Origin of the sequence: Jeotgalibacillus sp. S-D1, assembly GCF_004358665.1 — a bacterium.
GTDB lineage: Bacteria > Bacillota > Bacilli > Bacillales > Jeotgalibacillaceae > Jeotgalibacillus.
In genome coordinates, this window is sequence record NZ_SMZR01000001.1 from 255,769 (window position 1) to 278,340 (window position 22,572).

At 40.8% G+C, this 22,572-nt stretch carries 22 protein-coding genes, 1 tRNA gene and 1 riboswitch; of the genes, 21 read left to right on the forward strand and 2 right to left on the reverse strand.

What is annotated here, in order from left to right:
- The first annotated feature begins 55 nt into the window (after nt 1-55).
- Both uvrC and E2R51_RS01270 read left to right on the forward strand, forming a co-directional pair.
- Nucleotides 56-1,828 (forward strand): excinuclease ABC subunit UvrC, encoded by a 1,773-nt coding sequence (uvrC, locus tag E2R51_RS01265; RefSeq protein WP_133375215.1) that lies wholly within the window; start codon nt 56-58, stop codon nt 1,826-1,828.
- Nucleotides 1,829-1,895: 67 nt separating this feature from the next.
- Nucleotides 1,896-2,077: riboswitch (Lysine riboswitch) on the forward strand.
- A gap of 112 nt (nt 2,078-2,189) precedes the next feature.
- Nucleotides 2,190-3,428 carry an aspartate kinase gene (locus E2R51_RS01270; protein WP_133375216.1) on the forward strand — a complete coding sequence of 413 codons (1,239 nt, stop codon included), beginning with the start codon at nt 2,190-2,192 and terminating at the stop codon, nt 3,426-3,428.
- 52 nt (nt 3,429-3,480) lie between these two features.
- On the opposite strand, the gene E2R51_RS01275 is transcribed toward E2R51_RS01270, so the two are convergent.
- On the reverse strand, nt 3,481-3,927 hold the full coding sequence (locus E2R51_RS01275) for a YslB family protein (RefSeq protein WP_133375217.1): 447 nt from the start codon (nt 3,925-3,927) through the stop codon (nt 3,481-3,483).
- Nucleotides 3,928-4,480: 553 nt separating this feature from the next.
- On the opposite strand from E2R51_RS01275, the gene E2R51_RS01280 reads away from it, so the two are divergent.
- The 11 genes from E2R51_RS01280 to E2R51_RS01330 all read left to right on the forward strand — a co-directional run bounded on the left by E2R51_RS01280 (nt 4,481) and on the right by E2R51_RS01330 (nt 12,239).
- A complete protein-coding gene (locus tag E2R51_RS01280; protein ID WP_133375218.1) occupies nt 4,481-5,089 on the forward strand; it encodes a succinate dehydrogenase cytochrome b558 subunit in 609 nt (202 codons plus the stop codon).
- A gap of 80 nt (nt 5,090-5,169) precedes the next feature.
- Nucleotides 5,170-6,930 carry a succinate dehydrogenase flavoprotein subunit gene (gene sdhA / locus E2R51_RS01285; protein WP_133375219.1) on the forward strand — a complete coding sequence of 587 codons (1,761 nt, stop codon included), beginning with the start codon at nt 5,170-5,172 and terminating at the stop codon, nt 6,928-6,930.
- A gap of 20 nt (nt 6,931-6,950) precedes the next feature.
- Entirely contained in the window at nt 6,951-7,715 is a 765-nt protein-coding gene (gene sdhB / locus E2R51_RS01290) for a succinate dehydrogenase iron-sulfur subunit (RefSeq protein WP_133376297.1), read from the forward strand.
- Between the two features lie 132 nt (nt 7,716-7,847).
- A complete protein-coding gene (locus E2R51_RS01295; protein ID WP_133375220.1) occupies nt 7,848-8,315 on the forward strand; it encodes an acyl-CoA thioesterase in 468 nt (155 codons plus the stop codon).
- Between the two features lie 87 nt (nt 8,316-8,402).
- Nucleotides 8,403-8,627 (forward strand): helix-turn-helix domain-containing protein, encoded by a 225-nt coding sequence (locus E2R51_RS01300; RefSeq protein WP_133375221.1) that lies wholly within the window; start codon nt 8,403-8,405, stop codon nt 8,625-8,627.
- A gap of 121 nt (nt 8,628-8,748) precedes the next feature.
- Nucleotides 8,749-9,201: a MarR family winged helix-turn-helix transcriptional regulator gene (locus E2R51_RS01305; RefSeq protein WP_133375222.1), complete on the forward strand. Its 453-nt coding sequence runs from the start codon at nt 8,749-8,751 to the stop codon at nt 9,199-9,201.
- Nucleotides 9,202-9,217: 16 nt separating this feature from the next.
- Nucleotides 9,218-10,018: a glutamate racemase gene (racE, locus tag E2R51_RS01310; protein ID WP_133375223.1), complete on the forward strand. Its 801-nt coding sequence runs from the start codon at nt 9,218-9,220 to the stop codon at nt 10,016-10,018.
- A gap of 168 nt (nt 10,019-10,186) precedes the next feature.
- Complete coding sequence (rph, locus tag E2R51_RS01315; RefSeq protein WP_133375224.1) at nt 10,187-10,948, forward strand: ribonuclease PH; 762 nt, start codon at nt 10,187-10,189, stop codon at nt 10,946-10,948.
- Nucleotides 10,945-11,541: an XTP/dITP diphosphatase gene (locus E2R51_RS01320; RefSeq protein ID WP_133375225.1), complete on the forward strand. Its 597-nt coding sequence runs from the start codon at nt 10,945-10,947 to the stop codon at nt 11,539-11,541. Before rph ends, E2R51_RS01320 begins: the two co-directional genes overlap by 4 nt.
- A gap of 10 nt (nt 11,542-11,551) precedes the next feature.
- On the forward strand, nt 11,552-12,055 hold the full coding sequence (locus E2R51_RS01325) for a metallophosphoesterase (RefSeq protein ID WP_133375226.1): 504 nt from the start codon (nt 11,552-11,554) through the stop codon (nt 12,053-12,055).
- Between the two features lie 110 nt (nt 12,056-12,165).
- Nucleotides 12,166-12,239 (forward strand) — tRNA-Arg (locus E2R51_RS01330).
- 654 nt (nt 12,240-12,893) lie between these two features.
- Here E2R51_RS01330 and E2R51_RS20120 read toward each other — a convergent pair.
- Nucleotides 12,894-13,109, reverse strand: a complete 216-nt coding sequence (locus E2R51_RS20120; RefSeq protein ID WP_133375227.1) for a helix-turn-helix domain-containing protein — start codon at nt 13,107-13,109, stop codon at nt 12,894-12,896.
- A 384-nt stretch (nt 13,110-13,493) separates the two neighbouring features.
- On the opposite strand from E2R51_RS20120, the gene E2R51_RS01340 reads away from it, so the two are divergent.
- From E2R51_RS01340 to yihA, 8 genes are all read left to right on the forward strand, one after another.
- Entirely contained in the window at nt 13,494-14,051 is a 558-nt protein-coding gene (locus tag E2R51_RS01340) for a sigma-70 family RNA polymerase sigma factor (protein ID WP_133375228.1), read from the forward strand.
- A gap of 324 nt (nt 14,052-14,375) precedes the next feature.
- Nucleotides 14,376-14,663, forward strand: a complete 288-nt coding sequence (locus E2R51_RS01345) for a hypothetical protein (RefSeq protein WP_133375229.1) — start codon at nt 14,376-14,378, stop codon at nt 14,661-14,663.
- A gap of 12 nt (nt 14,664-14,675) precedes the next feature.
- The gene (locus tag E2R51_RS01350) at nt 14,676-14,900 is read left to right on the forward strand and encodes a phage holin (protein ID WP_133375230.1); all 225 of its coding nucleotides are present in this window, start codon (nt 14,676-14,678) and stop codon (nt 14,898-14,900) included.
- 164 nt (nt 14,901-15,064) lie between these two features.
- Nucleotides 15,065-16,033 (forward strand): tetratricopeptide repeat protein, encoded by a 969-nt coding sequence (locus E2R51_RS01355; protein ID WP_133375231.1) that lies wholly within the window; start codon nt 15,065-15,067, stop codon nt 16,031-16,033.
- 157 nt (nt 16,034-16,190) lie between these two features.
- On the forward strand, nt 16,191-17,480 hold the full coding sequence (gene tig, locus E2R51_RS01360) for a trigger factor (RefSeq protein WP_133375232.1): 1,290 nt from the start codon (nt 16,191-16,193) through the stop codon (nt 17,478-17,480).
- 252 nt (nt 17,481-17,732) lie between these two features.
- Nucleotides 17,733-19,004, forward strand: a complete 1,272-nt coding sequence (gene clpX, locus E2R51_RS01365; RefSeq protein ID WP_133375233.1) for an ATP-dependent protease ATP-binding subunit ClpX — start codon at nt 17,733-17,735, stop codon at nt 19,002-19,004.
- Between the two features lie 197 nt (nt 19,005-19,201).
- Entirely contained in the window at nt 19,202-21,529 is a 2,328-nt protein-coding gene (gene lon, locus E2R51_RS01370) for an endopeptidase La (protein ID WP_133375234.1), read from the forward strand.
- On the forward strand, nt 21,526-22,119 hold the full coding sequence (yihA, locus tag E2R51_RS01375; protein WP_133375235.1) for a ribosome biogenesis GTP-binding protein YihA/YsxC: 594 nt from the start codon (nt 21,526-21,528) through the stop codon (nt 22,117-22,119). Before lon ends, yihA begins: the two co-directional genes overlap by 4 nt.
- The last annotated feature ends 453 nt before the right edge of the window (nt 22,120-22,572 follow it).

Here is a 22,572-nt window from a genome sequence, read left to right on the forward strand (position 1 = left end):
ATAATTAATTATGATGAAATAATAGACAATCCATTTCGATACAGGGGGGCTTGTAATGAATGATTTATTAAAGCACAAGCTTGCTGTGTTGCCTGATCAGCCTGGCTGTTATCTGATGAAAGACCGCCAGAATACGATCATTTATGTCGGCAAAGCGAAGGTGTTAAAAAATAGAGTTCGTTCATATTTTACCGGGTCTCATGATGGCAAAACGCAGAGGCTCGTTTCTGAAATTGAGGATTTTGAGTACATCGTTACTTCCTCGGATATAGAAGCACTAATTTTGGAATTAAATTTAATTAAAAAACATGACCCGAAGTATAATGTCATGCTGAAAGACGATAAAACTTATCCTTTTCTAAAGGTAACAGCTGAAAGACATCCCCGGCTCCTTATTACACGTAAAGTAAAGAGGGATAAAGGGCGTTATTTTGGACCTTATCCTAATGCCCAGGCAGCAAATGAAACAAAAAAACTGCTAGATCGAATGTATCCGCTCAGGAAATGCACGACGATGCCTGACAGGGTGTGCCTGTATTATCATCTCGGCCAATGCCTCGCACCTTGTGAGTTTAAAGTGGAGGAATCTACATATCGCCAAATGACAGACGATATTGCTCGGTTCTTAAATGGGGGCTTTAAAGAAGTGAAAGCATCTCTTCAGCAAAAGATGGCAGCTGCATCAGAAAATCTTGAGTTTGAAAGAGCAATGGAATACAGAGATCAGATTAACCATATTGAGGCCACCATGGAAAAGCAGAAAATGGCGATGAATGATTTTACGAATCGTGACATTTTCGGATATGGTGTGGATAAAGGCTGGATGTGTGTTCAGGTTTTTTTCATCCGACAAGGAAAACTGATCGAACGGGATGTTTCTTTATTTCCGATTTATGACGAACCGGAACAGGAGTTTTTGACGTTTTTAGGTCAATTTTACATGAAACCCAATCATTTTAAGCCGAGGGAAGTACTTGTTCCTTCTCAAATCGATGCCAAAATTGCAGAAGAGCTGCTGGAAGTTACCGTCAGGCAGCCTGTGAGAGGACAGAAAAAAGACTTATTAAAACTGGCTGAGAAAAATGCAACGATTGCCCTTAATGAAAAATTTTCACTGATCGAACGTGATGAAAACCGGACGATTAAAGCGGTGGAACAGCTGGGGAATGCTATGAACATTCACGTTCCTTTACGAATTGAGGCATTTGATAATTCAAATATTCAGGGAGCAGATGCTGTATCCGCTCTGGTCGTGTTTATTGATGGAAAGCCCGCTAAAAAAGAGTACCGGAAATATAAAATTAAAACAGTTGTGGGACCGGATGACTATGCTTCGATGCGGGAGGTTATTCGGCGCCGCTACAGCAGGGTGTTAAAGGAGGAGCTTCCGCTTCCTGATTTAATAATTATTGATGGCGGTAAAGGACAGATCGAAAGTGCCCGGGAGGTATTAGTGGATGAGCTTGGTCTGGATATTCCTTTAGCAGGTCTTGCGAAGGATGCCAGGCACCAAACGTCTCAGCTGTTATTTGGAGATCCGCTCGAGATCGTTCCTTTAGGCAGGAGAAGTCAGGAGTTTTATCTTCTCCAGCGAATTCAAGACGAAGTTCACCGGTTTGCGATCACCTTCCATCGGCAGTTGAGAGGGAAAAATTCCATTCAATCAATATTAGATGAGATACCGGGAATTGGTCCTCAGCGAAAAAAGAAATTACTTCGTCACTTTGGGTCGGTAAAAAAATTGCGGGAAGCCACACTGGAAGAAGTAATTGGAGCAGGCATGCCGCCTGGCCTGGCTGAGGAAATTGTGAAAAAAATGAAGGAATAGCATTGATGAACAAAATTCTCCATGCTATAATGGCACAAAGTTTATACACACTCACTTTTCTTTTTAAAGTGGTGATAGAGGTGCGAAAGTCAAAAGTATCCGTGCAGAGGAAGATGAAATCCGCTGAAGCATAGGAAAAAGGGACAATCGCCGAAGTAATGAACTGTTCATCCGGTTGATTACTGGTTCTGCATTTAATAGATGCAGAGCTGTCAAGATGCTTTAGCATCTTGGAGAGCTATCTCACCTGTGCAGCGATGAACGTATTTGTTCAAAAGCAATGGGATAGCATTCCCATTGCTTTTTTGCGTTTTCAAAACGAATCAGGCCTGAGAAATTCAAATGTGAGAAGAGGAGAAAAATGAGTTTAATCATTCAGAAATTCGGTGGTACTTCAGTTGGGTCAGTGGAAAAAATACAGCATGCTGCTTCACGTGTTATTCAGGAGGTCAGAAATGGAAACCAGGTAGTTGTAGTCGTGTCGGCAATGGGTAAGACAACCGATGAATTAATACGTCTTGCGGCAGGGATAACCGATAAACCGAATAAACGTGATATGGATATGCTTTTAACCACCGGAGAGCAGATGACAATCTCCCTTTTATCCATGGCACTTCAAAGCAATGGGTATAATAGCGTTTCGATGACAGGCTGGCAGGCCGGCATCCAGACAGAAGCGGTGCACAGCAAAGCACGTATTACACATATTGAAACTACACGAATGAAAGAAGCTCTCTCATGCGGCAAAATTGTTGTTGTAGCAGGTTTTCAGGGAATGGATATGAATAATGAAATAACTACACTTGGAAGAGGCGGATCAGATACTACCGCTGTGGCTCTTGCTGCCTCTTTAGGTGCTGCAAGGTGCGATATATACACGGATGTAGACGGCGTATATACATCAGACCCTCGCTACATAAAAGGTGCACGTAAACTAGAGGGTATTTCATACGATGAAATGCTCGAATTAGCTAACTTAGGAGCGGGTGTATTGCATCCTCGGGCTGTGGAATATGCAAAGAATAATTCTATGCCGCTGACAGTAAGGTCAAGTCTTGAAAAAATTGAAGGTACATTAATTGAGGAGGTTTCCAACTTGGAAGAAAATCTGGTGGTGCGTGGAGTAGCGTTTGAAGGTGATATTGTCAGAGTGACCATTGTGGGATTGAAAAACGAGGTAACAGGTTTAGCGTCGATTTTCTCAACTCTCGCAGAGAACCAAATTAATGTTGATATTATTATTCAAAGCAGAACAGAAATAGATTCTACAAGCCTGTCCTTTTCGATTAAGGAAGAAGAACTTGAAGAAGCGCTCCAGGTGCTCAAACAGCACCAGACTGCGCTTGGGTTTTCATCACTGGATTATGAAGTGGGTCTTGCGAAAGTTTCTATTGTCGGTTCAGGAATGGTCTCAAATCCCGGGGTTGCAGCTCAAATGTTTCAGTGCATGTCTCAAAACGGGATAGCCATTAAAATGGTCAGCACTTCTGAAATTAAGGTTTCAACGGTAGTTCACATGGAGGATATGCTTCGATCAGCTCAAATTATCCATGACAGTTTCTCACTGGAAGCACTCCAGCCTTACCCGCAATTGACATAATTTTGCGTAAAAAAAACAAGACGCCTAAAAACGAGCGTCTTGTTCTATGTACTTATGATCTTGCTTTTCGTGAGGGCAGTCCATATGGATCTTTTGCATCCCACTTAAGTGTAAATTGAACAGCATTGCGCTTAAGGCGGTGCTGAATTGCTTCTGTCTGGCACTGCTTCATCATAGCAAATTGTTCTGCGAGAAATCCTGCTTCTAAAGTGAAGTGAAGAGCTTCATTTTGTTTAAGGCGGCTTTCTAACAGTGGCCCGCTCAGTTCTAGACAAATTTCTTCTCCCTTTTGTTTAGTCAGCTGCAGGGTTCCCCAGTCAGCTTTCTCAAAAAAATGAATGAGTTCACCTTCGTTTTGGCAGGGATGCTTTCTTGCTAAATTTTTACCTGCCCAATACAGGATTTCATTTGTATGGTTTCCAAGCAATTCTGGAAGAAGTTCATCACGAATAAGAGAATAACCAAAAGCACTAGTCACTAGCTCATTTTGTTCAGTCATACGATAACCCTCACTTTCCACTTTATTATACTCGGTTGATTAGTAAAGTGTAAGGGACTGATGGTCAAATAATGGATTTGTCACCTGAATTTTTCGAATTGCAGGAAGAAGGTCATATATTGCTGATCAGGAAGTTTTTCCGACATAATAGATTGTGAATTTTGTGAATTAATTTGACGGGGTGCAAAATTTTCAGTATTCAATTTTTACCTGTTAATTCCACTTAAGGAAAGGATAATCCCTTGGTGGATAAGGCTAGAATGATAAATGTTCAGAATTGTTTTTATGTATCCGTTTTCTTGACGCTCCTTTCTTATGAGAGTACAATTGAGTTGTCACATAAATGTTATATTGTGCGAAAAAGCTAGAATAGCCGTTAATTATTGTCAATAATTGACGACTGGAAAAACAAGGGGGTATGAAAAGCAAAATTGCCAGGAAGTGATCCGCTTCACAACTTTTAAATTGTGATGTGTAATGTCGAAACTGGCTGCGAAACGATTGCTGATCATAAACCCGATGCTTGTACTTATCTTAGAGGGGGTAACATTCGATGGCAGAAAATCGAGAGTTTTACTGGAGGAGACTGCACTCTTTACTGGGAGTTATTCCGGTGGGGATCTTTCTTATCCAGCACTTAATTGTGAACAACTTCGCTACTCGAGGCGAACAGGCTTTTAATGATGCAGCAGTTTTTATGGAAGGCCTGCCATTCAGGATTTTTCTTGAAATCTTCATTATTTTCTTACCGCTTTATTTTCACGCTATCTACGGGGTGTATATTGCTTTTACTGCTAAAAACAACCCTAAACGCTATGGCACATTCCGGAACTGGATGTTTGTTCTGCAGCGTGTAACAGGTGTATTCACACTGATTTTTGTTACATGGCATATCTGGGAAACTCGTATACAGGCAGCACTTGGCGCACATGTTGATTTTGGAATGATGGAAGCAATTTTAGCAGATCCATTTATGCTGGTATTTTATATTGCGGGTGTAGTATCAACTACCTTCCATTTTGCAAACGGACTCTGGTCATTTTTAGTAACATGGGGGATCACGATCTCACCACGTTCTCAACAAATTTCAACTTATATTACAATGGGCGTTTTTGTGGCCCTTACTTATGTTGGAGTTAGTGCAATTCTGGCATTTGTATAAATCATAACGAATGATAGGAACGTTTTATAGATCGCTGAGTAAACGCTCAGTCAGCGGATTAAAGTAAGGAGAGTGACAAAATGAGTAAAGGCAAAATCATTGTTGTCGGCGGAGGTCTTGCAGGACTAATGGCAACAATCAAAGCAGCGGAGGCTGGAATGTCAGTTGAATTATTTTCACTTGTTCCAGTTAAACGCTCACACTCGGTTTGTGCACAAGGCGGTATAAACGGAGCAGTAAACACTAAAGGTGAAGGAGATTCACCTTGGGAGCATTTTGACGACAGTGTATATGGCGGAGATTTTCTTGCGAATCAGCCTCCTGTTAAAGCGATGTGCGATGCAGCTCCTGGGATTATTCATTTATTGGACCGTATGGGTGTTATGTTTAATCGAACACCTGAGGGGTTACTTGACTTCAGACGCTTTGGTGGAACACAGCATCACCGTACAGCCTTTGCTGGTGCCACAACTGGTCAGCAGCTGCTATACGCATTAGATGAGCAGGTGCGCCGTCATGAAGTATCGGGTCTGGTAACGAAGTACGAAGGCTGGGAATTTCTTGGATCAGTTATTGATGACGAAGGCATATGCCGGGGAATTGTGGCCCAGGATTTAAAGACAATGGAAATTCTTTCTTTTCCGGGAGATGCAGTAATCATTGCTACCGGTGGTCCTGGAATTATTTTTGGAAAATCAACAAACTCGGTAATTAATACTGGGGCGGCAGCATCAATTGTTTATCAGCAGGGAGCCCATTATGCAAACGGTGAATTTATCCAAATTCACCCGACAGCTATTCCTGGTGATGACAAGCTTCGTTTAATGAGTGAATCAGCTCGTGGGGAAGGCGGACGCGTATGGACGTATAAGGATGGCAAGCCGTGGTATTTCCTCGAAGAAAAATATCCTGCTTATGGCAACCTTGTTCCTCGTGACATTGCAACACGTGAAATCTTTGATGTGTGTGTTCGTCAAAAATTAGGGATCAATGGAGAGAACATGGTATACCTTGATCTGTCGCATAAAGACCCTAAAGAGCTGGATATTAAGCTTGGCGGGATTATTGAAATCTATGAAAAATTCATGGGTGATGATCCTAGAAAAATGCCGATGAAGATTTTCCCTGCTGTTCATTATTCTATGGGAGGACTTTGGGTAGACTACGATCAAATGACAAATATTCCTGGTCTTTTTGCTGCCGGGGAATGTGATTACTCTATTCATGGGGCAAACCGCCTTGGAGCCAATTCACTTCTTTCTTCCATCTACGGCGGAATGGTAGCAGGTCCCAATGCAGTTTCCTATATTAACGGTTTGGAAAAGACTGTAGAAGATATTCCTTCACAATTGTTCGAACGCTACGCACAGGAAGAACAGGCGAAATGGGATCATATTATGTCAATGGATGGCGAAGAAAATGCTTACGTGATTCATAAAGAGCTTGGAGAGTGGATGACTGATAATGTAACAGTTGTCCGTTATAACGACAAGCTTGAAGAAACGGATGCAAAAATTGTAGAGCTATTAGAGCGTTATGAAAATATCAACATCAATGATACGGCAAAATGGAGCAACCAGGGCGCTGTATTTACACGTCAGCTGAAAAACATGCTTCACCTTGCCAGAGTGGTCACAATTGGTGCGTTAAAACGTAATGAAAGCCGTGGGGCGCATTACAAGCCTGATTTCCCTGACCGTAACGATGAAGAGTTCCTTAAAACAACGATGGCATCGTTTAATCCGGCAACAAATGCACCGGAGATCACCTACGAGGAAGTGGATATATCACTAATTGAGCCTCGTAAGCGGGATTACTCCAAAAAGAAAGGAGCTAAATAATCATGACTGCAGCAGAAACGATGACTGAACAAAAAATGATTCGGTTCGAAATTTACAGACAAGATGACCTAGACTCCACACCATATATGGAAGAATTTGAAATTCCTTATCGTCCAAATATGAATGTTATTTCGGCATTAATGGAAATTCGCCGTAATCCTTATAACAAAAAAGGAGAAAAAACAGCTCCCGTTTCATGGGATATGGGCTGTTTAGAAGAAGTTTGCGGAGCTTGTTCAATGGTGATTAATGGTTCTCCCCGTCAATCGTGTACGGCATTAATTGATCAATTGGAGCAGCCAATTCGGCTTGAGCCCATGAAGACATTTCCTGTGGTGAGAGATCTTCAGGTTGATCGAAGCCGGATGTTTGATTCGTTGAAAAAAGTAAAAGCCTGGATTCCAATTGACGGCACATACGACTTGGGACCTGGACCGCGTATGCCGGAAAAAAGACGCCAATGGGCGTATGAGCTTTCAAAATGTATGACCTGCGGCGTCTGCCTTGAGGCTTGTCCGAATGTAAATAGTAAGTCTGATTTTATCGGTCCGGCACCTCTTTCTCAAGTTCGATTATTTAATGCACATCCTACAGGTGCAATGAATAAAAGTGAGCGCCTTAATACAATTATGGGCGAAGGCGGTCTTGGCGACTGCGGCAACTCGCAAAACTGTGTGCAGGCTTGTCCAAAAGGGATTCCTTTGACAACGTCAATTGCAGCTTTAAACCGTGATACTAATCTGCAAATGTTTAGAAATTTCTTTGGCAGTGATCAGGAAGCATAAACCTGCCAGGTGTTTGTTTAAATAACCGCAGCTGCTTTTTTAGCAGCTGCGGTTATTTTTTGTAGCAGCAATAAAATTCATTAAAATAATTAGTTCTTTTAAGCTATGAATCAAAAGGAGGATGTTGAATAAATGAAAATGTCATACATAGAGAATAGAAAGAAATGGGAAGAGGATTTTACATTTTATATTAAAGTTAACGTTCGTTTTTCCGAAACGGATTTGTTTGGCCATTTAAATAACACAATACCATTTGTTTATTTTGAGCAGGCAAGAATTGAATTTTTAAAGTCAATCGGCTTCATGCAGCACTGGATAAAGAATAACAGTGACATAATTCCTGTCGTAGCAGATCTGCAGTGTGATTTTCTGCATCAGATTTACTTTGACCAGACATTAAAAATTTATGTAAAACCGGAGTCTGCAGGCAGATCTTCAGTAGATCTTCATTATCGGGGCGTCAATGAAGACGGGAGGACTGTGCTGACAGGGAGAGGGACAATGGTCCAAATTTCAAAGGGAAGCGGAAAGAGTCACCCCTGGAGTGAAGAGGAAAAACAGCTGCTGATGCGTAAAGAAAATTCAACACTCTTGAAATAGATTTCCAAATGAACGCACTCCTTTGCCTGCTGGCTCATAAACTGGATAAACTGGCTTCAGCTTAGCAAGTGAGGGGGAAGAATGTATATGAGTCGGTCACAGTATAATCGGTCATCCATTTTAACAAAACGGGAACGAGAAGTATTTGGCTTGTTACTGCAAGACAAGACGACAAAAGATATTGCAGGGGAGTTATTCATTAGCGAAAAAACAGTTCGCAATCATATTTCAAACGCCATTCAAAAACTAGGCGTGAAAGGAAGATCTCAGGCAATAGTAGAATTACTTAGAATGGGAGAGCTAAGTTTGTAAAAAAGGGAATTTCCCTTTTTTACTTATACATATGTATCTTGTCCGAAAAAGATTCTTGATATTTTTAAGAAAAAAGGTGACAATCAGTTTAGAATGAATACGATAGGAGTGTCGAGATCAGATGGAAACAAAGGAAACGCAAGAGCTTCATCCCGCTGGTGTGATGGCAGGCATTGAAAAAGATCTTCGTTATATTTCCGGGATAATCAAACAAAAGGGCCGTGAAATATTAAGTCAATATACCATTACACCTCCACAGTTTATTGCGCTGCAATGGCTGTTTGAAGTGGGTGATATGACCATTGGCGAACTTTCAAATAAGATGTATCTTGCGTGCAGTACTACTACAGATCTGGTTGACCGCATGGAAAAAAATGAGCTTGTAATGCGTGTGAAAGATGAAAATGACCGACGTGTCGTAAGGATTCATTTACTGAAAGAAGGAGAGCGCATTATTGAGGAAGTCATTAAAAAGCGCCAGCATTATTTATATGATATCCTGGTCGATTTTTCACAAGAAGAAGTTGAAATGCTGTCAAAAGGACTTAATCGTTTGCATAACGAAATGAAATAAGAGTGAGGGGCTATACTTGAGCAGAGCTATTGGCGTTATGGACTCCGGTATTGGCGGATTAACGGTAGCAAAAGAAATTATGCACCAGCTGCCTAATGAACAGATTGTCTATATTGGCGATACTGCCCGTTGTCCTTATGGACCAAGACCGAGTTCCGAAGTGAAGAAATACACATGGGAAATGGCCCGGTTTTTATATAATCAAAATATTAAAATGCTTGTCATTGCCTGTAATACCGCTACAGCCGTAGCATTAGAGGAAATACAAACCGCCTTTGATATACCCGTTATAGGGGTAATATCACCAGGGGCAAGATCTGCTATTAAACATACGAAAAATGATCGTATTGGCATTCTTGGAACCTCAGGCACAATCAAAAGCAAAGCATATGAGGTGTCCTTGCAGGATTTAAGACCTTCAATTGAAACTTTTCCCCTGGCATGCCCTAAATTTGTACCGCTTGTAGAAAGTGGTGAACATGCCGGTTCGATGGCGAAAAAAATTGTTGCTGAAACGCTTTACACGCTAAAAAGCACAAAAATTGATACTTTAATACTTGGCTGCACCCATTATCCGCTGCTTCAGCCTATAATTGAACAATACCTTGGCTCGTCTATCACTGTTATAAGTTCTGGTGATGAAACTGCACGGGAGGTAAGTGCAATTTTAGCTTATAGAGGCGAATTAAGTGCAAGGCATGAAAAAGAAGATCATCGTTTTTTCACAACAGGGTCTTCAAAAATATTTGGACAAGTTGCGATGGAATGGCTTCAGGATAACTTATCAATTGAAATGGTTCAGCTGCCGGGGAATTAATTCCCCGGCTTTTTATGTGCAGATCACGGTATGCATCTTGTTTTTCTTTAAAACCAGTTTTACGGTAACATGTTTCAGAATCTGCAGACTTTGTTATACTAAGAAAGAATTTAGAGTTGAAGAGTTCCGCTTTTACAAATGGTTGAGCGGCTAAAGGAGGACAATTCCATGAGAGTGGATGGACGACAAGCTTCAGAGCTTCGCCATATGACAATTGAAACAGATTACTTAAAACATCCGGAAGGATCAGTGCTGATTACGGTGGGCGATACGAAGGTAATTTGTACAGCCAGTATAGATGAACGGGTCCCCCCTTTTATGAGAGGTCAGGGTAAAGGATGGATTACAGCTGAATATTCGATGCTTCCTAGGGCAACGGGACAGCGGACAATAAGAGAATCTTCAAAAGGGAAGGTACAGGGGCGTACGATGGAAATTCAGCGCCTAATCGGCCGTGCCCTGCGCTCGGTTGTTGACTTGCCTGCACTAGGTGAAAGAACAGTCTGGATTGACTGTGATGTCATTCAAGCCGACGGAGGAACACGTACAGCATCCATCACCGGTGCATTTGTAGCAATGACAATGGCAATTGCACATCTTGCAAAAGAAAGAAGACTGCCTGTTTTCCCAATTAAAGATTATCTAGCTGCAACCTCTGTGGGGATTAGTGAGGAACATGGGGTTATACTGGATCTTAATTATATTGAAGACAGTACTGCTAATGTAGATATGAATGTGGTAATGACTGGTTCGGGTGAATTTGTTGAATTGCAGGGGACAGGTGAAGAGGCTACATTCTCACATATGCAATTGCTGAAGATGATTGAAGCTGCGAATATGGGAATTAAAAATATAATGCTCGAGCAGAAAAGAGCTATAGGTGACGCCGCCCAATTAATACCTGCTCAAAGTGAAGAGGATTCTTTATGAAGGAAGTATTAATTGCTACTCGCAACAAAGGTAAAGCGATAGAATTTGAAGCCCTTTTTTCACCAATGGGTTATTCAGTGAAAACATTATTAGACTATCCGGAAGTGCCAGACGTAGAAGAAACCGGGTCCACCTTTAAAGAGAATGCCCTTTTAAAGGCTGAGACTATTGCTTCCCGTTTTAATGTCATAACGATTGCAGATGACAGCGGACTTATTGTGGATGCATTAAATGGTGAACCGGGAGTTTATTCTGCCCGTTATGCAGGTAAAGAGAAAGATGATGATGCAAATATTGATAAAGTCCTTCATCAGTTAGAAGGAGTTCCTTTTACTGAACGTACGGCTCGATTTCATTGTACCCTTGCTGTCAGCAGACCTGGGGAGGAATCGCTGACTGTAACAGGGGAGTGTGAAGGATATATAGCGAACCAACGACAGGGTGACCATGGCTTTGGGTATGACCCGATTTTTGGGGTGATTGATCAAAAGCGCACATTAGCCCAAATGTCTAAAACAGAAAAAGGCGAAATCAGTCATAGAGGGAAAGCGATAAAAAAATTAGCTGAACTCCTTCCTACTTTATTAAGCTGAGGTGATTTTAGTGAAGATTGTAGTCGTAAGTGATAATCATGGCGATACGAAACGTTTAATTGATATTAAAAACCGTTATGAAGGTCAGGTTGATGCATTACTGCATTGTGGGGATTCAGAGCTTTCTTATGATTCGCAGGAGATGGACGGTTTTGTAAAAGTGCGCGGTAACTGTGATTTTGATTCCAGTTACCCTGAAGAAAAAACGATTGAAGTGAATGGAACAAAGATTTTTATCACACATGGACATTTATTTGGCATCAAGCAGTCACTTGACCGTATCCATTATAAGGCCGTCGAAGAAAATGCTGACCTTATCTTTTTTGGCCATTCACATTCCCTCGGTGCAGAGGTTATTGATCACCGATTATTTGTTAACCCGGGAAGCATCATGCTCCCGAGAGACAGAAAAGAAGCATCATATGCAGTGATAGAAAAGGATAAAGAGAACGTTGAGGTTCGTTTTTACACTGAAAAACATAAAGAAATTACTTCATGGAATGGTAAATTGTAAGCAGTCCGAAGGCGTTAACTTTTTTAACGCCTTTAATTTTAAAAAAACCGTTGACTTTTGATTGTTCTGCTACTATAATAATAATTGTCCTTAAAAAAGAAATACATACTGTCCCAGTAGCTCAGCTGGATAGAGCAACGCCCTTCTAAGGCGTCGGTCGGGAGTTCGAATCTCTCCTGGGACGCTACTTATCAAGCAAAGTAACGCCATGTTTTCGTATGTTAACCGTTCAAGTTTTCCGGTTGCACTACAGTAGCAGGGCGTTTTTTGTTTGTTACTCCACTTTATGAAAAGATGGCATCAGCGGCATTTCTGCTGTGTTTTTTTAGGTTTTCACCCCCAACTTAAAATAACTGAAAAAGTCTCTTAAACAGATAAGAAAGAACTACCTTCATCCTACTCTTCAATCTGACAACCACATACAGCATAAACTGTCGATTACATGACAGTATTCTTTAAAAAGGAATTTTAATCCGGGATTTTATAACTACTTAAGTATGGCTTTTAGAAACGGTAAAATATCAAACTTCCCTTGCTCTATATGGAAGTAAAGGGGTTCATTCCTATAAGTCTGATGAAGTATTTTCAAAATTAATTAAATTTATCCATTCATTCATTTTATTTTTATTACTTTTCCCAACTTGAAAAGCACTAAAAATCCGTGTTTTATCCTTTTTAAGGAATAAAAAAGCGATAAATTCATTATAAAAAATTGTAATTTTCCCAACTTTTGGTCGACAGCATTCGACCAGCCTGAAAGGGAAGCTGAGTTATAATGAAAAGAACAAACGTACGGTTCGTAAAATCACGTACTTTAAATCTCTGCTGACGCAGCCTTTTATTGATTTTGTGTACTCCACTCATAGAGTTCATCAATTGAGCAACCGCAAAATTGTGCAACGTTTCGTGCATGCGGAAGGGACATCACAAATCTATTTGTTACGTAATCTGAGACCTGCGACTTTGTAAGTCCTGTGCGATCCATTAGCTCATTCCTTGTCAGCTGGCGCTCATCCAATCTCAGTTGCAAAAGGCATTTGCCTACCTGTTCCATTACTGATCATTCCTTCACTCATAAACTTCATTCCAATAAATAATTCCAGAGCCTGTAGTAATAAAAGCCGCATGAACCAGACGAAAGCCTTACATAGCTTTGATGTGGAGCAGTGGGTATGTGGTTACTTCACCGGCTAAATTGAGTTAAAATAGCGGCGTTCTTCTAACCAGAAGGGCGTCGTTTTTCTGTAACTAATGTAACACAGGCTGCTTTTTGGTGAGAAGTATCTTTTATCATTTTTTATCAAACTAAAAAAATAAAAAATGGGCTGTAATTATATAAAAAATTTTCAAATTTATTCCGCATTTTCCATTGAGCCGTGAAATAAAGACAGATAAAAATAAAGGAGAAATAATAAAGAATAAAGGAGGCGTTCTAATCATGTGCCACGTTAAAAACTTAATAACGGAGTACCAAAAAACCGGTTGCGAGTCGTACTTTAATGAAATCTATGAAATGTTCGCCGGAAAGGTTTTCAATTTTGCCCGCAAGCAGACGCGCCAACGTCGGCTTGTCTGGCAGGACGTGGAATCTGAAGCGAATCAGGTGTTTTACAAAGCGGTTGCTACGTATGATGAGAGGATTGGCGAATTTGAGCCTTTTTTATTCCTTATGCTGCGCCGACACATCGCTAATGTCGGCAGCAAATCGCTAACGTATCAAACCTATGTTGAGCGGTATATGCAAAGCGCAAGAACATCAACTGACAACGAACCTGAAATTATTGCAATAAAAAAAGAGCAGCGCCAACTGCTCGATGATCTGACCGCGAACGCTACCGTACCAAGCCGCCAAGCTCTAGTAGCATTCGCAAAGTCCTACTCATTCCGAAAAGCCGCCAAGCAACTCGGAACGTCTGACAAAACGGTTAAGAATCGAATAGAGAAAATTGCAGCTGCCCGCCGCCATATTTCACTAGACGACTATTTCACCGCTTAAACGTGAGCATATTACACGCCCGCAGGATCAGTTCAAGTAATTGAACCCTATCCCATATTTCATTATACACGGACAAACACATTTTTAAACCGCTTCAAAATGAAAATGAAAAAACACGGCTTTTGACTTACAAACGTATATTCGTATAGATAGAGTAAGAACTTACTAGTATCAAGGATTCTATTTAAAAATTAAAAATAAAGAATAAAACTGCTGTGTGCAGCAACCGGTTTATGTCTATCTTGCTTCGCAGAAAATAGTTTTCTTCTTTCATAAAAAGCTCTGTAAAACAACTTCAAAAAAATAATAGCCGGGGGTGGCGTAATGAACGGAAAATTACAAGAAGAGCTTAAAAGTCTTTCTGAGGAAATTCATAAGCTTGATCGCTGGGTAGTTCGGTTTGATGAAAAAATAATCGGACACGCAAAAATAGAAAAAAGAGCAGATGAAGCCTACTATCTGGCAGACCGCGCAGAAGATAAATCAGAGGAAGCATATAAGGCCTGTGAAGTAAATGCCCGTGATATTCAGGCGCTTGAATTACGCTGCAAATGGTTTCTTGGTCTGATGGCACCGTTCATTTTAATTATCATTGGAAAACTATTTTCTTAAGGGGGCTGTACAATGGAGACAATTACAATCATACGGACGGTTACACTGGTTATTGCATTGCTCAATCTATCATTATTTCTTGCAGGTTATTCCCCTCTGCCTATTGAAAATGAAGAAATTGAACAGGTGTTAACAGCAATTTTTACGATTGGAGCATCTCTATGGGCATGGTGGAAAGATAATGATATTTCAAGAAAAGCCAGAAAGCGGAAAGCCGAAGTAAAATGGTCCCGTTAACTAGATGTTGATCGTGGCACATCGCATGCTTTCTCCTTTTATAAAAGGAGAAAGCATGCGACTTATATACATACGCGTCTGCTGACCGCATTAGAGATTTGGAATTCATGCGTATACAATGCTAAACTCTAATCACCTATTAAAAGTGGAAGGAGGAACGCCAGGTGACAAAAAGGTTTAGCAAAAACATAAAAAAAAGTAAAAACGTCATTCTATTTCCGGGGCTTAAGGAGCGTCTGCTTGAAAAAGGACTGGACAAGCTTCAAGAGCAGCACCATGAAGAAGCGATTGATTTATTGACCGAAGCGCATGTTATTGATCCGGAAGACTCAGTCGTCAGCACCTCTTTAGCTGTTGCTCTTTATGAGGATCGACAATGGCTCAAAGCAAAAGAGATTTGTGAGAGAATGCTTCATGAAGGAATCGGCGAATATGAAGAAACGCTGGAATTATATATCATGAATCTGTTACAGCTTAAAGAGCACCAGCAAATTGTTACGACCATTCAAACTGTCATTGATGAAAATGCCATTTCGCCCGAGAGGCAGGAACGCTTTGAGCATCTTCTCGCAGTAAGCAAGCGGCAGGAGCAGCAGACAGAGCGGGAAAATGCCTCATTGGATTCGTTCGTATTGCATAAGGATTTGGAACAGCAAATGATTCAAGTAGCGAACCTGGCTAAACAAAATATCCATCCAATTAAGGGTGCGCTGATAGAAGCTGTTCAATCGGTTCAGACCCATCCTTTTATTAAGACGATGGTATTAAATATCTTAAGAGAACAGGCTGTGCAGGATGACGTACAGGTTGCTAAATGGGAGCTGAGCGGTGTATTTAATCCGGCTGAGTTAAAGGATCCTTTTGAAAACCGAACTTTTCTGTTGGTAAGTAATGCTATTCAACAGATCGCTGGCCAGGAAGATCCGAATCTTACAGAGCTTAGTTTGGATATTGTAAGAAGACATCTTTTTCTGCTGTACCCGTTTATATGGTCTGAAGAAAACGAAAGCACGATTGCACAGGCTTATATCCGTTTAGCCCGGCGTTATATGGGTAATGAAAGTGGATGGGAAAAAGAAGAAAAGAGCATCGCGTCACAAATCGAAATGCTTGAAAACGTCCCAATCATGTGATCTAATGGATTGCTGTTGAAAGAGTATGAACCTATGTTATAATTAAATGGTTGCATAATGGGATTCGTGATGCCAAAATTCACTGAATCAACGTCTTCACCGCTATTAAGCGTGAAACCATTAAAAATTACTATAGATGTTTTGGAGGGAATTAAGTATGTCAGCAAAATGGGAAAAGCAAGAAGGAAATGTTGGTGTATTGACTGTACAAGTTGATGCAGAAACAGTGAACAAAGGATTAGATGATGCATTTAAAAAGGTCGTTAAGCAAATTAACGTACCGGGATTCCGTAAAGGAAAAATGCCGCGTCAAATGTTTGAAAAACGTTTTGGAGTGGAATCACTTTACCAGGACGCTCTTGATTTGATTCTTCCAGAGGCTTACGCAAGCGCTGTTGACGAAGCTGGAATCTTGCCAGTTGATCGCCCGGAAATTGATGTAGAGCAAATGGAAAAAGGAAAAGAATTAGTTTTCACTGCTAAAGTAACGGTTAAGCCTGAAGTTAAATTAGGTGAATACAAAGGCTTGGAAGTGGAAAAACTAGAAACAGAGGTTACAGATGAAGACGTAACTGCTGAACTGAAATCCCTTCAGGAGCGCCAAGCTGAGCTTGTAGTTAAAGAAGAAGGAACAGTTGAAAACGGGAACACTGTAACGCTTGATTTTGAAGGTTTTGTTGACGGTGAGGCATTCGAAGGCGGCCAAGCGGAAAACTATTCACTTGAAATCGGTTCTGGATCATTTATTCCTGGTTTTGAAGAGCAGCTTGTTGGTCTTTCAACTGGAGATGAAAAGGATGTTGAGGTTTCTTTCCCTGAAGAATATCACGCAGAAGAGCTTGCTGGTAAACCGGCTGTATTCAAAGTTAAAATTCATGAAATCAAAGCCAAAGAACTTCCGGAGCTTGATGATGAATTTGCCAAAGATGCAGACGAAGAAGTTGAATCACTGGCTGACCTAAAAGAAAAAACGAAAACACGTCTTGTAGAGCAAAAGAAAAACACAGCAGAAGCAGCGTTGCGTGATTCACTTTTAGAACAAGCTTCTGAGAATGCTGAAATCGAAGTGCCTGAAGCGATGATTACAACAGAGGTTGACCGCATGCTTCAAGAATTCGAACAGCGTTTATCTTCACAAGGCATGAACATGGAGCTGTACTTCCAGTTTAGCGGCCAGGATGAGGAAGCACTTCGCACTCAAATGAAAGAGGACGCAGGAAAACGTGTCCGTACAAATCTTACACTTGAAGCAATTGCTAATGCAGAAAACATCACAGTTACAGAGGATGATGTTGAAAAAGAACTTAGCAGCATGACTGAGCAGTTCGGTATGTCAGTAGAACAAATTAAAACTGCACTGGGCGGATCGACTGAAGTTCTTGAAAACGATCTTCGTATTCAAAAAGCAATCGATTTTCTTGTAGATAATAGCAAGCCTGTTGCATAATAATAAATAAGGGAGAGCAAGGCGCGAAATTATTCGTGCCTTGTTTTCTACCTACATAATGTTTTACATACTACATAAGGCTTATAGAGGATCAAACATTGATCAGACCATGTTAGTTCCGTCTGCCCATTCGCTGTGTTACAATTCGTATTACAAACAGTCGTTGGTAATCAAGTCCAATTCAGAAGCGAAATGATTGCTAAAATCACGTATCGCAAGTATGATGTTAGTTTGAAATAAGGGGTGAAAGTGATGTTTAAATTTAATGATGAAAAGGGTCAGCTTAAGTGTTCTTTTTGTGGAAAGACTCAGGAACAAGTTCGTAAATTAGTCGCTGGACCTGGTGTATATATTTGTGACGAATGTATTGAGCTTTGCACAGAAATTGTGGAAGAAGAGCTTGGTACAGAAGAAGAAGTGGAATTTAAAGATGTTCCAAAACCTAAAGAAATATTAGGTATATTGGATGAATATGTTATTGGTCAGGAAAGAGCAAAAAAATCCTTATCAGTTGCTGTTTACAACCACTATAAGCGGATTAATTCAAACAGCAAGGTTGATGATGTGGAGCTTTCTAAAAGTAATATCTGCCTAATTGGTCCTACAGGGTCCGGGAAAACACTTTTAGCTCAAACACTCGCGCGGATTCTCAATGTGCCTTTTGCCATTGCTGATGCCACTTCATTAACAGAAGCTGGTTATGTAGGTGAAGATGTTGAAAATATTTTATTAAAACTAATTCAATCGGCGGATTATGATGTAGAGCGTGCAGAAAAAGGCATTATTTATATAGATGAAATTGATAAGGTTGCCCGTAAATCTGAGAATCCGTCTATTACACGTGACGTTTCAGGTGAAGGTGTTCAGCAGGCATTGCTGAAAATTCTTGAGGGAACAACAGCAAGTGTTCCGCCGCAGGGTGGACGTAAGCATCCTCATCAGGAATTCATTCAAATCGATACAACAAACATTCTGTTTATTTGTGGAGGAGCATTTGACGGAGTAGATCAAATCGTTAAACGACGTCTTGGTCAAAAAGTCATTGGTTTTGGCTCTGATCCAAACAAAGGAGACGTTAAAGAAAAAGAGCTTCTTTCCAAACTGGTGCCGGAAGATCTGTTGAAATTCGGTCTGATTCCAGAGTTTATTGGTCGTCTCCCGGTAACAGCTACGCTTGAGCAGCTTGATGAAGAAGCGCTGGTATCAATTTTGACACAGCCAAAAAACGCATTGGTTAAACAATACCAAAAAATGCTTGAGCTTGATGATGTTGAACTGGAATTTGAAGAAGGTGCACTTCTTGAAATTTCCCGTAATGCGATTGAACGAAAAACGGGAGCACGTGGACTTCGGTCTATTATTGAAAATATTATGCTCGATGTTATGTTTGATCTTCCATCCCGTGATGATATTAAAAAATGTATTATCACTCAGGAAACGGTTGAACTCAATGAGCGGCCAATTCTAGAGCTGGAAGATGGCACCAGAATCGGTCCAAGCGACGAACAAAAAACTTCTGCCTGATTAAAGAAATGAAGAGGCTGACTCGTTAGACCCACTATCGAGTCAGTTTTTTTTGCCATTATGAGCAGGTTGATGGATGTAGGAAGGTAGAAAAGGGTACAGTAACTACATCTATTTCAATAACAATAAATAGTTACTTATAAGCGTATTTGACTTGAATGACACTTCAGGTCTGAACGTAATGGAGGTGCAGTTTCATGTCAGAAAAGAACAATCATACGATACCGCTGCTGCCGCTAAGAGGGCTGCTGGTGTACCCGACCATGGTGCTACATTTAGATGTAGGACGTGATCGTTCTGTGCAGGCTCTTGAGAAAGCCATGATGGAAGATCACCTGATTTTTTTATCCACTCAAAAGGATATGACGGTCGATCAGCCTGAACAGACCGATTTGTATTCAATGGGAACATTAACAAAAGTTAAGCAAATGCTGAAGCTTCCAAATGGAACCATAAGGGTTTTAGTGGAGGGACTTGAGCGTGCCAAAATCACTTCGTTTGTGGATGAAGAGCAGTATTATACAGTGGAAGTAGAAACAGTGCCGGATTCGCCGGACAAAACAGCCGAACTTGAAGCATTAATGCGAACGCTGATTGACTATTTCGAACAATACATCTCACTGTCAAAAAAAATATCCACCGAAACACTTAATACCGTTACAGATATTGAAGAGCCTGGCCGATTAGCAGATATCGTTGCCTCGCATTTACCGCTAAAGCTGAAACTCAAACAAGAGCTGTTAAATACAATCGACATCGAGCAGCGGCTGACCCGTGTTATTGAAACCATCAATAATGAAAAAGAAGTATTAAGCTTAGAGAAAAAGATTGGGCAGCGTGTAAAAAAATCGATGGAACGAACTCAGAAAGAATATTATTTACGGGAGCAAATGAAGGCCATCCAAAAGGAACTTGGAGACAAAGATGGCAAAACAGGTGAAGTGGCTGATCTTGCTGAACGCATTAAAAATGCTGAAATGCCGCCAAACATATCCAAGATTGCAATGAAGGAATTAGACCGGTATGAAAAAATTCCTGCAACTTCTGCTGAAAGCTCTGTTATCCGTAATTATCTGGATTGGCTTATCACTGTTCCCTGGACAAAGGCAACAAATGATGACCTTGATATTAAAAGAGCTGAAGACATACTGGACCGCGACCATTACGGCCTTGAAAAAGTCAAAGAACGCGTATTGGAGTATCTGGCGGTACAGCAGCTTACTCAATCCTTAAAGGGACCGATTCTTTGTCTTGCAGGGCCACCCGGGGTCGGTAAAACAAGTTTGGCCCGCTCGATTGCTGAATCGATTGGCCGTAAATTTGTCCGTGTTTCACTCGGCGGAGTTCGGGATGAATCGGAAATTCGCGGTCACCGCAGAACATATGTGGGGGCTATGCCAGGACGTGTGATTCAGGGAATGAAAAAAGCGGGTACTGTCAACCCTGTCTTTCTTCTTGATGAAATTGACAAAATGTCTAATGATTTCAGGGGAGATCCATCATCAGCTATGCTGGAAGTGCTTGATCCCGAACAAAATAATACGTTCAGCGACCACTATCTTGAAGAGCCATATGATTTATCAAAAGTTCTGTTTATCGCAACAGCTAACAATCTGTCCACGATTCCCGGTCCGCTGCGTGACCGTATGGAAATTATTACGATCGCCGGCTATACAGAACTTGAAAAAATCAATATTGCCAAAACCCACTTGCTTCCAAAGCAGCTGAAAGAACATGGTCTTAACAAAACAAAAATGCAGCTTCGTGATGATGCAATTAAAGAAATTGTACGTTATCATACACGTGAAGCAGGAGTCCGAGGACTTGAACGACAGCTTGCAACCATCTGCCGCAAAACCGCAAAAATCATTGTAAGCGGCGATAAAAAGCGTGTGGTTATTTCTGCAAAATCGCTTTCAGAATTTCTCGGGAAAAGAAAATTTCGTTACGGTCAGGCAGAAACCGAAGATCAAATTGGTGTAGCCACAGGTCTGGCCTACACAACAGTCGGCGGAGACACTTTGCAAATAGAAGTATCCCTCTCGCCGGGTAAAGGAAAACTCGTACTGACAGGTAAATTGGGCGATGTAATGAAAGAATCTGCCCAAACAGCGTTCTCATTCGTAAGATCCAAAGCACGTGAATTAAACCTAGAAGAGCAGTTTCATGAAAAATATGATATCCATATTCATGTCCCTGAAGGTGCCGTTCCAAAAGATGGGCCTTCAGCTGGGATCACAATCGTTACAGCACTCGTTTCAGCACTCACAAACCGACCGATAAGACGGGAAATCGGGATGACAGGTGAAGTTACACTTCGCGGGCGGGTGCTGCCAATTGGCGGCTTGAAAGAAAAATGTCTCAGTGCCCACCGTGCAGGATTAACGACCATCATTATTCCGAAAGATAATGAGCGGGATATTGACGATATTCCAGAAAGCGTACGGAATGAGTTAACATTTATTTTGGTTTCTCATGTTGATGAGGTGCTTGAACGGGCATTGGTAGGAGAAGATAAATCATGAAAATTACACAATCAGAAATCGTAATGAGTGCAGTAAAACCGGAACAGTATCCAGAAGGCGGGCTCCCAGAGTTCGCTTTAGCTGGACGTTCCAATGTGGGAAAATCTTCTTTCATAAATAAAATGATTAATAGAAAAGCCCTTGCCCGTATTTCTTCGAAACCGGGTAAAACGCAAACCCTGAATTTTTATTTACTGAATGAAGCTCTTTATTTTGTCGATGTGCCGGGCTACGGCTACGCAAAAGTATCCAAATCGGAACGTGCAGCCTGGGGGAAAATGATCGAGACCTATATGACCGGTCGTGAACCCTTAAAAGCAGTAGTCCTGATTGTGGACCTGCGCCATCCGCCTACAAAAGATGATATTATGATGTACGACTTTTTAAAGCATTTTGACATCCCTTGTTTAGTCGTTGCTACAAAAGCGGACAAAATTCCTAAAGGTAAATGGCAAAAACATATGAGCATCACTCGCCGTGCTCTTCAAATCGAGGATGGCGACACACTGATCATGTTCTCTTCTGAAACAGGTTTAGGAAAAGATGAAGCTTGGAAGTTTTTAACTGAGAAGATGAATGAAGTTGAATAAAGGCAGGATACTGAGACTCGTTTAAAAGGAGTTTCAGTATTTTTTTTGTGGAATACTAAACTCTGGGACGTGATGAATATAGTGAACTGTGTAACTGGGAAAATAAATATTAAATTTTATGTTTTAGTGATCTTTTAAATTTTGAAATAATATAAAAATAAAAGGGAAAGACTTTTTATAAGTGTCATGAGTGCTTTCTTTAACCACAGCGATTACATACAAACAAAAACTGATATTTTTTTATTACAAAAACAATGGGATTAATTACTGGAAATTCTGGTTTTTTTATTGGTTAATAGGTAATAATATTTGCATACCGTCAGTTATTGGAAACCGAGCTGAACTGTTGAAACTGTGGGCCTGCTTTGTTATTCTAGACACATATGTAATTGTCGTATAGTGGTGCGATTCGGGCAATCTTCCGAACACTATGTGAAAACGTGACCATTGATG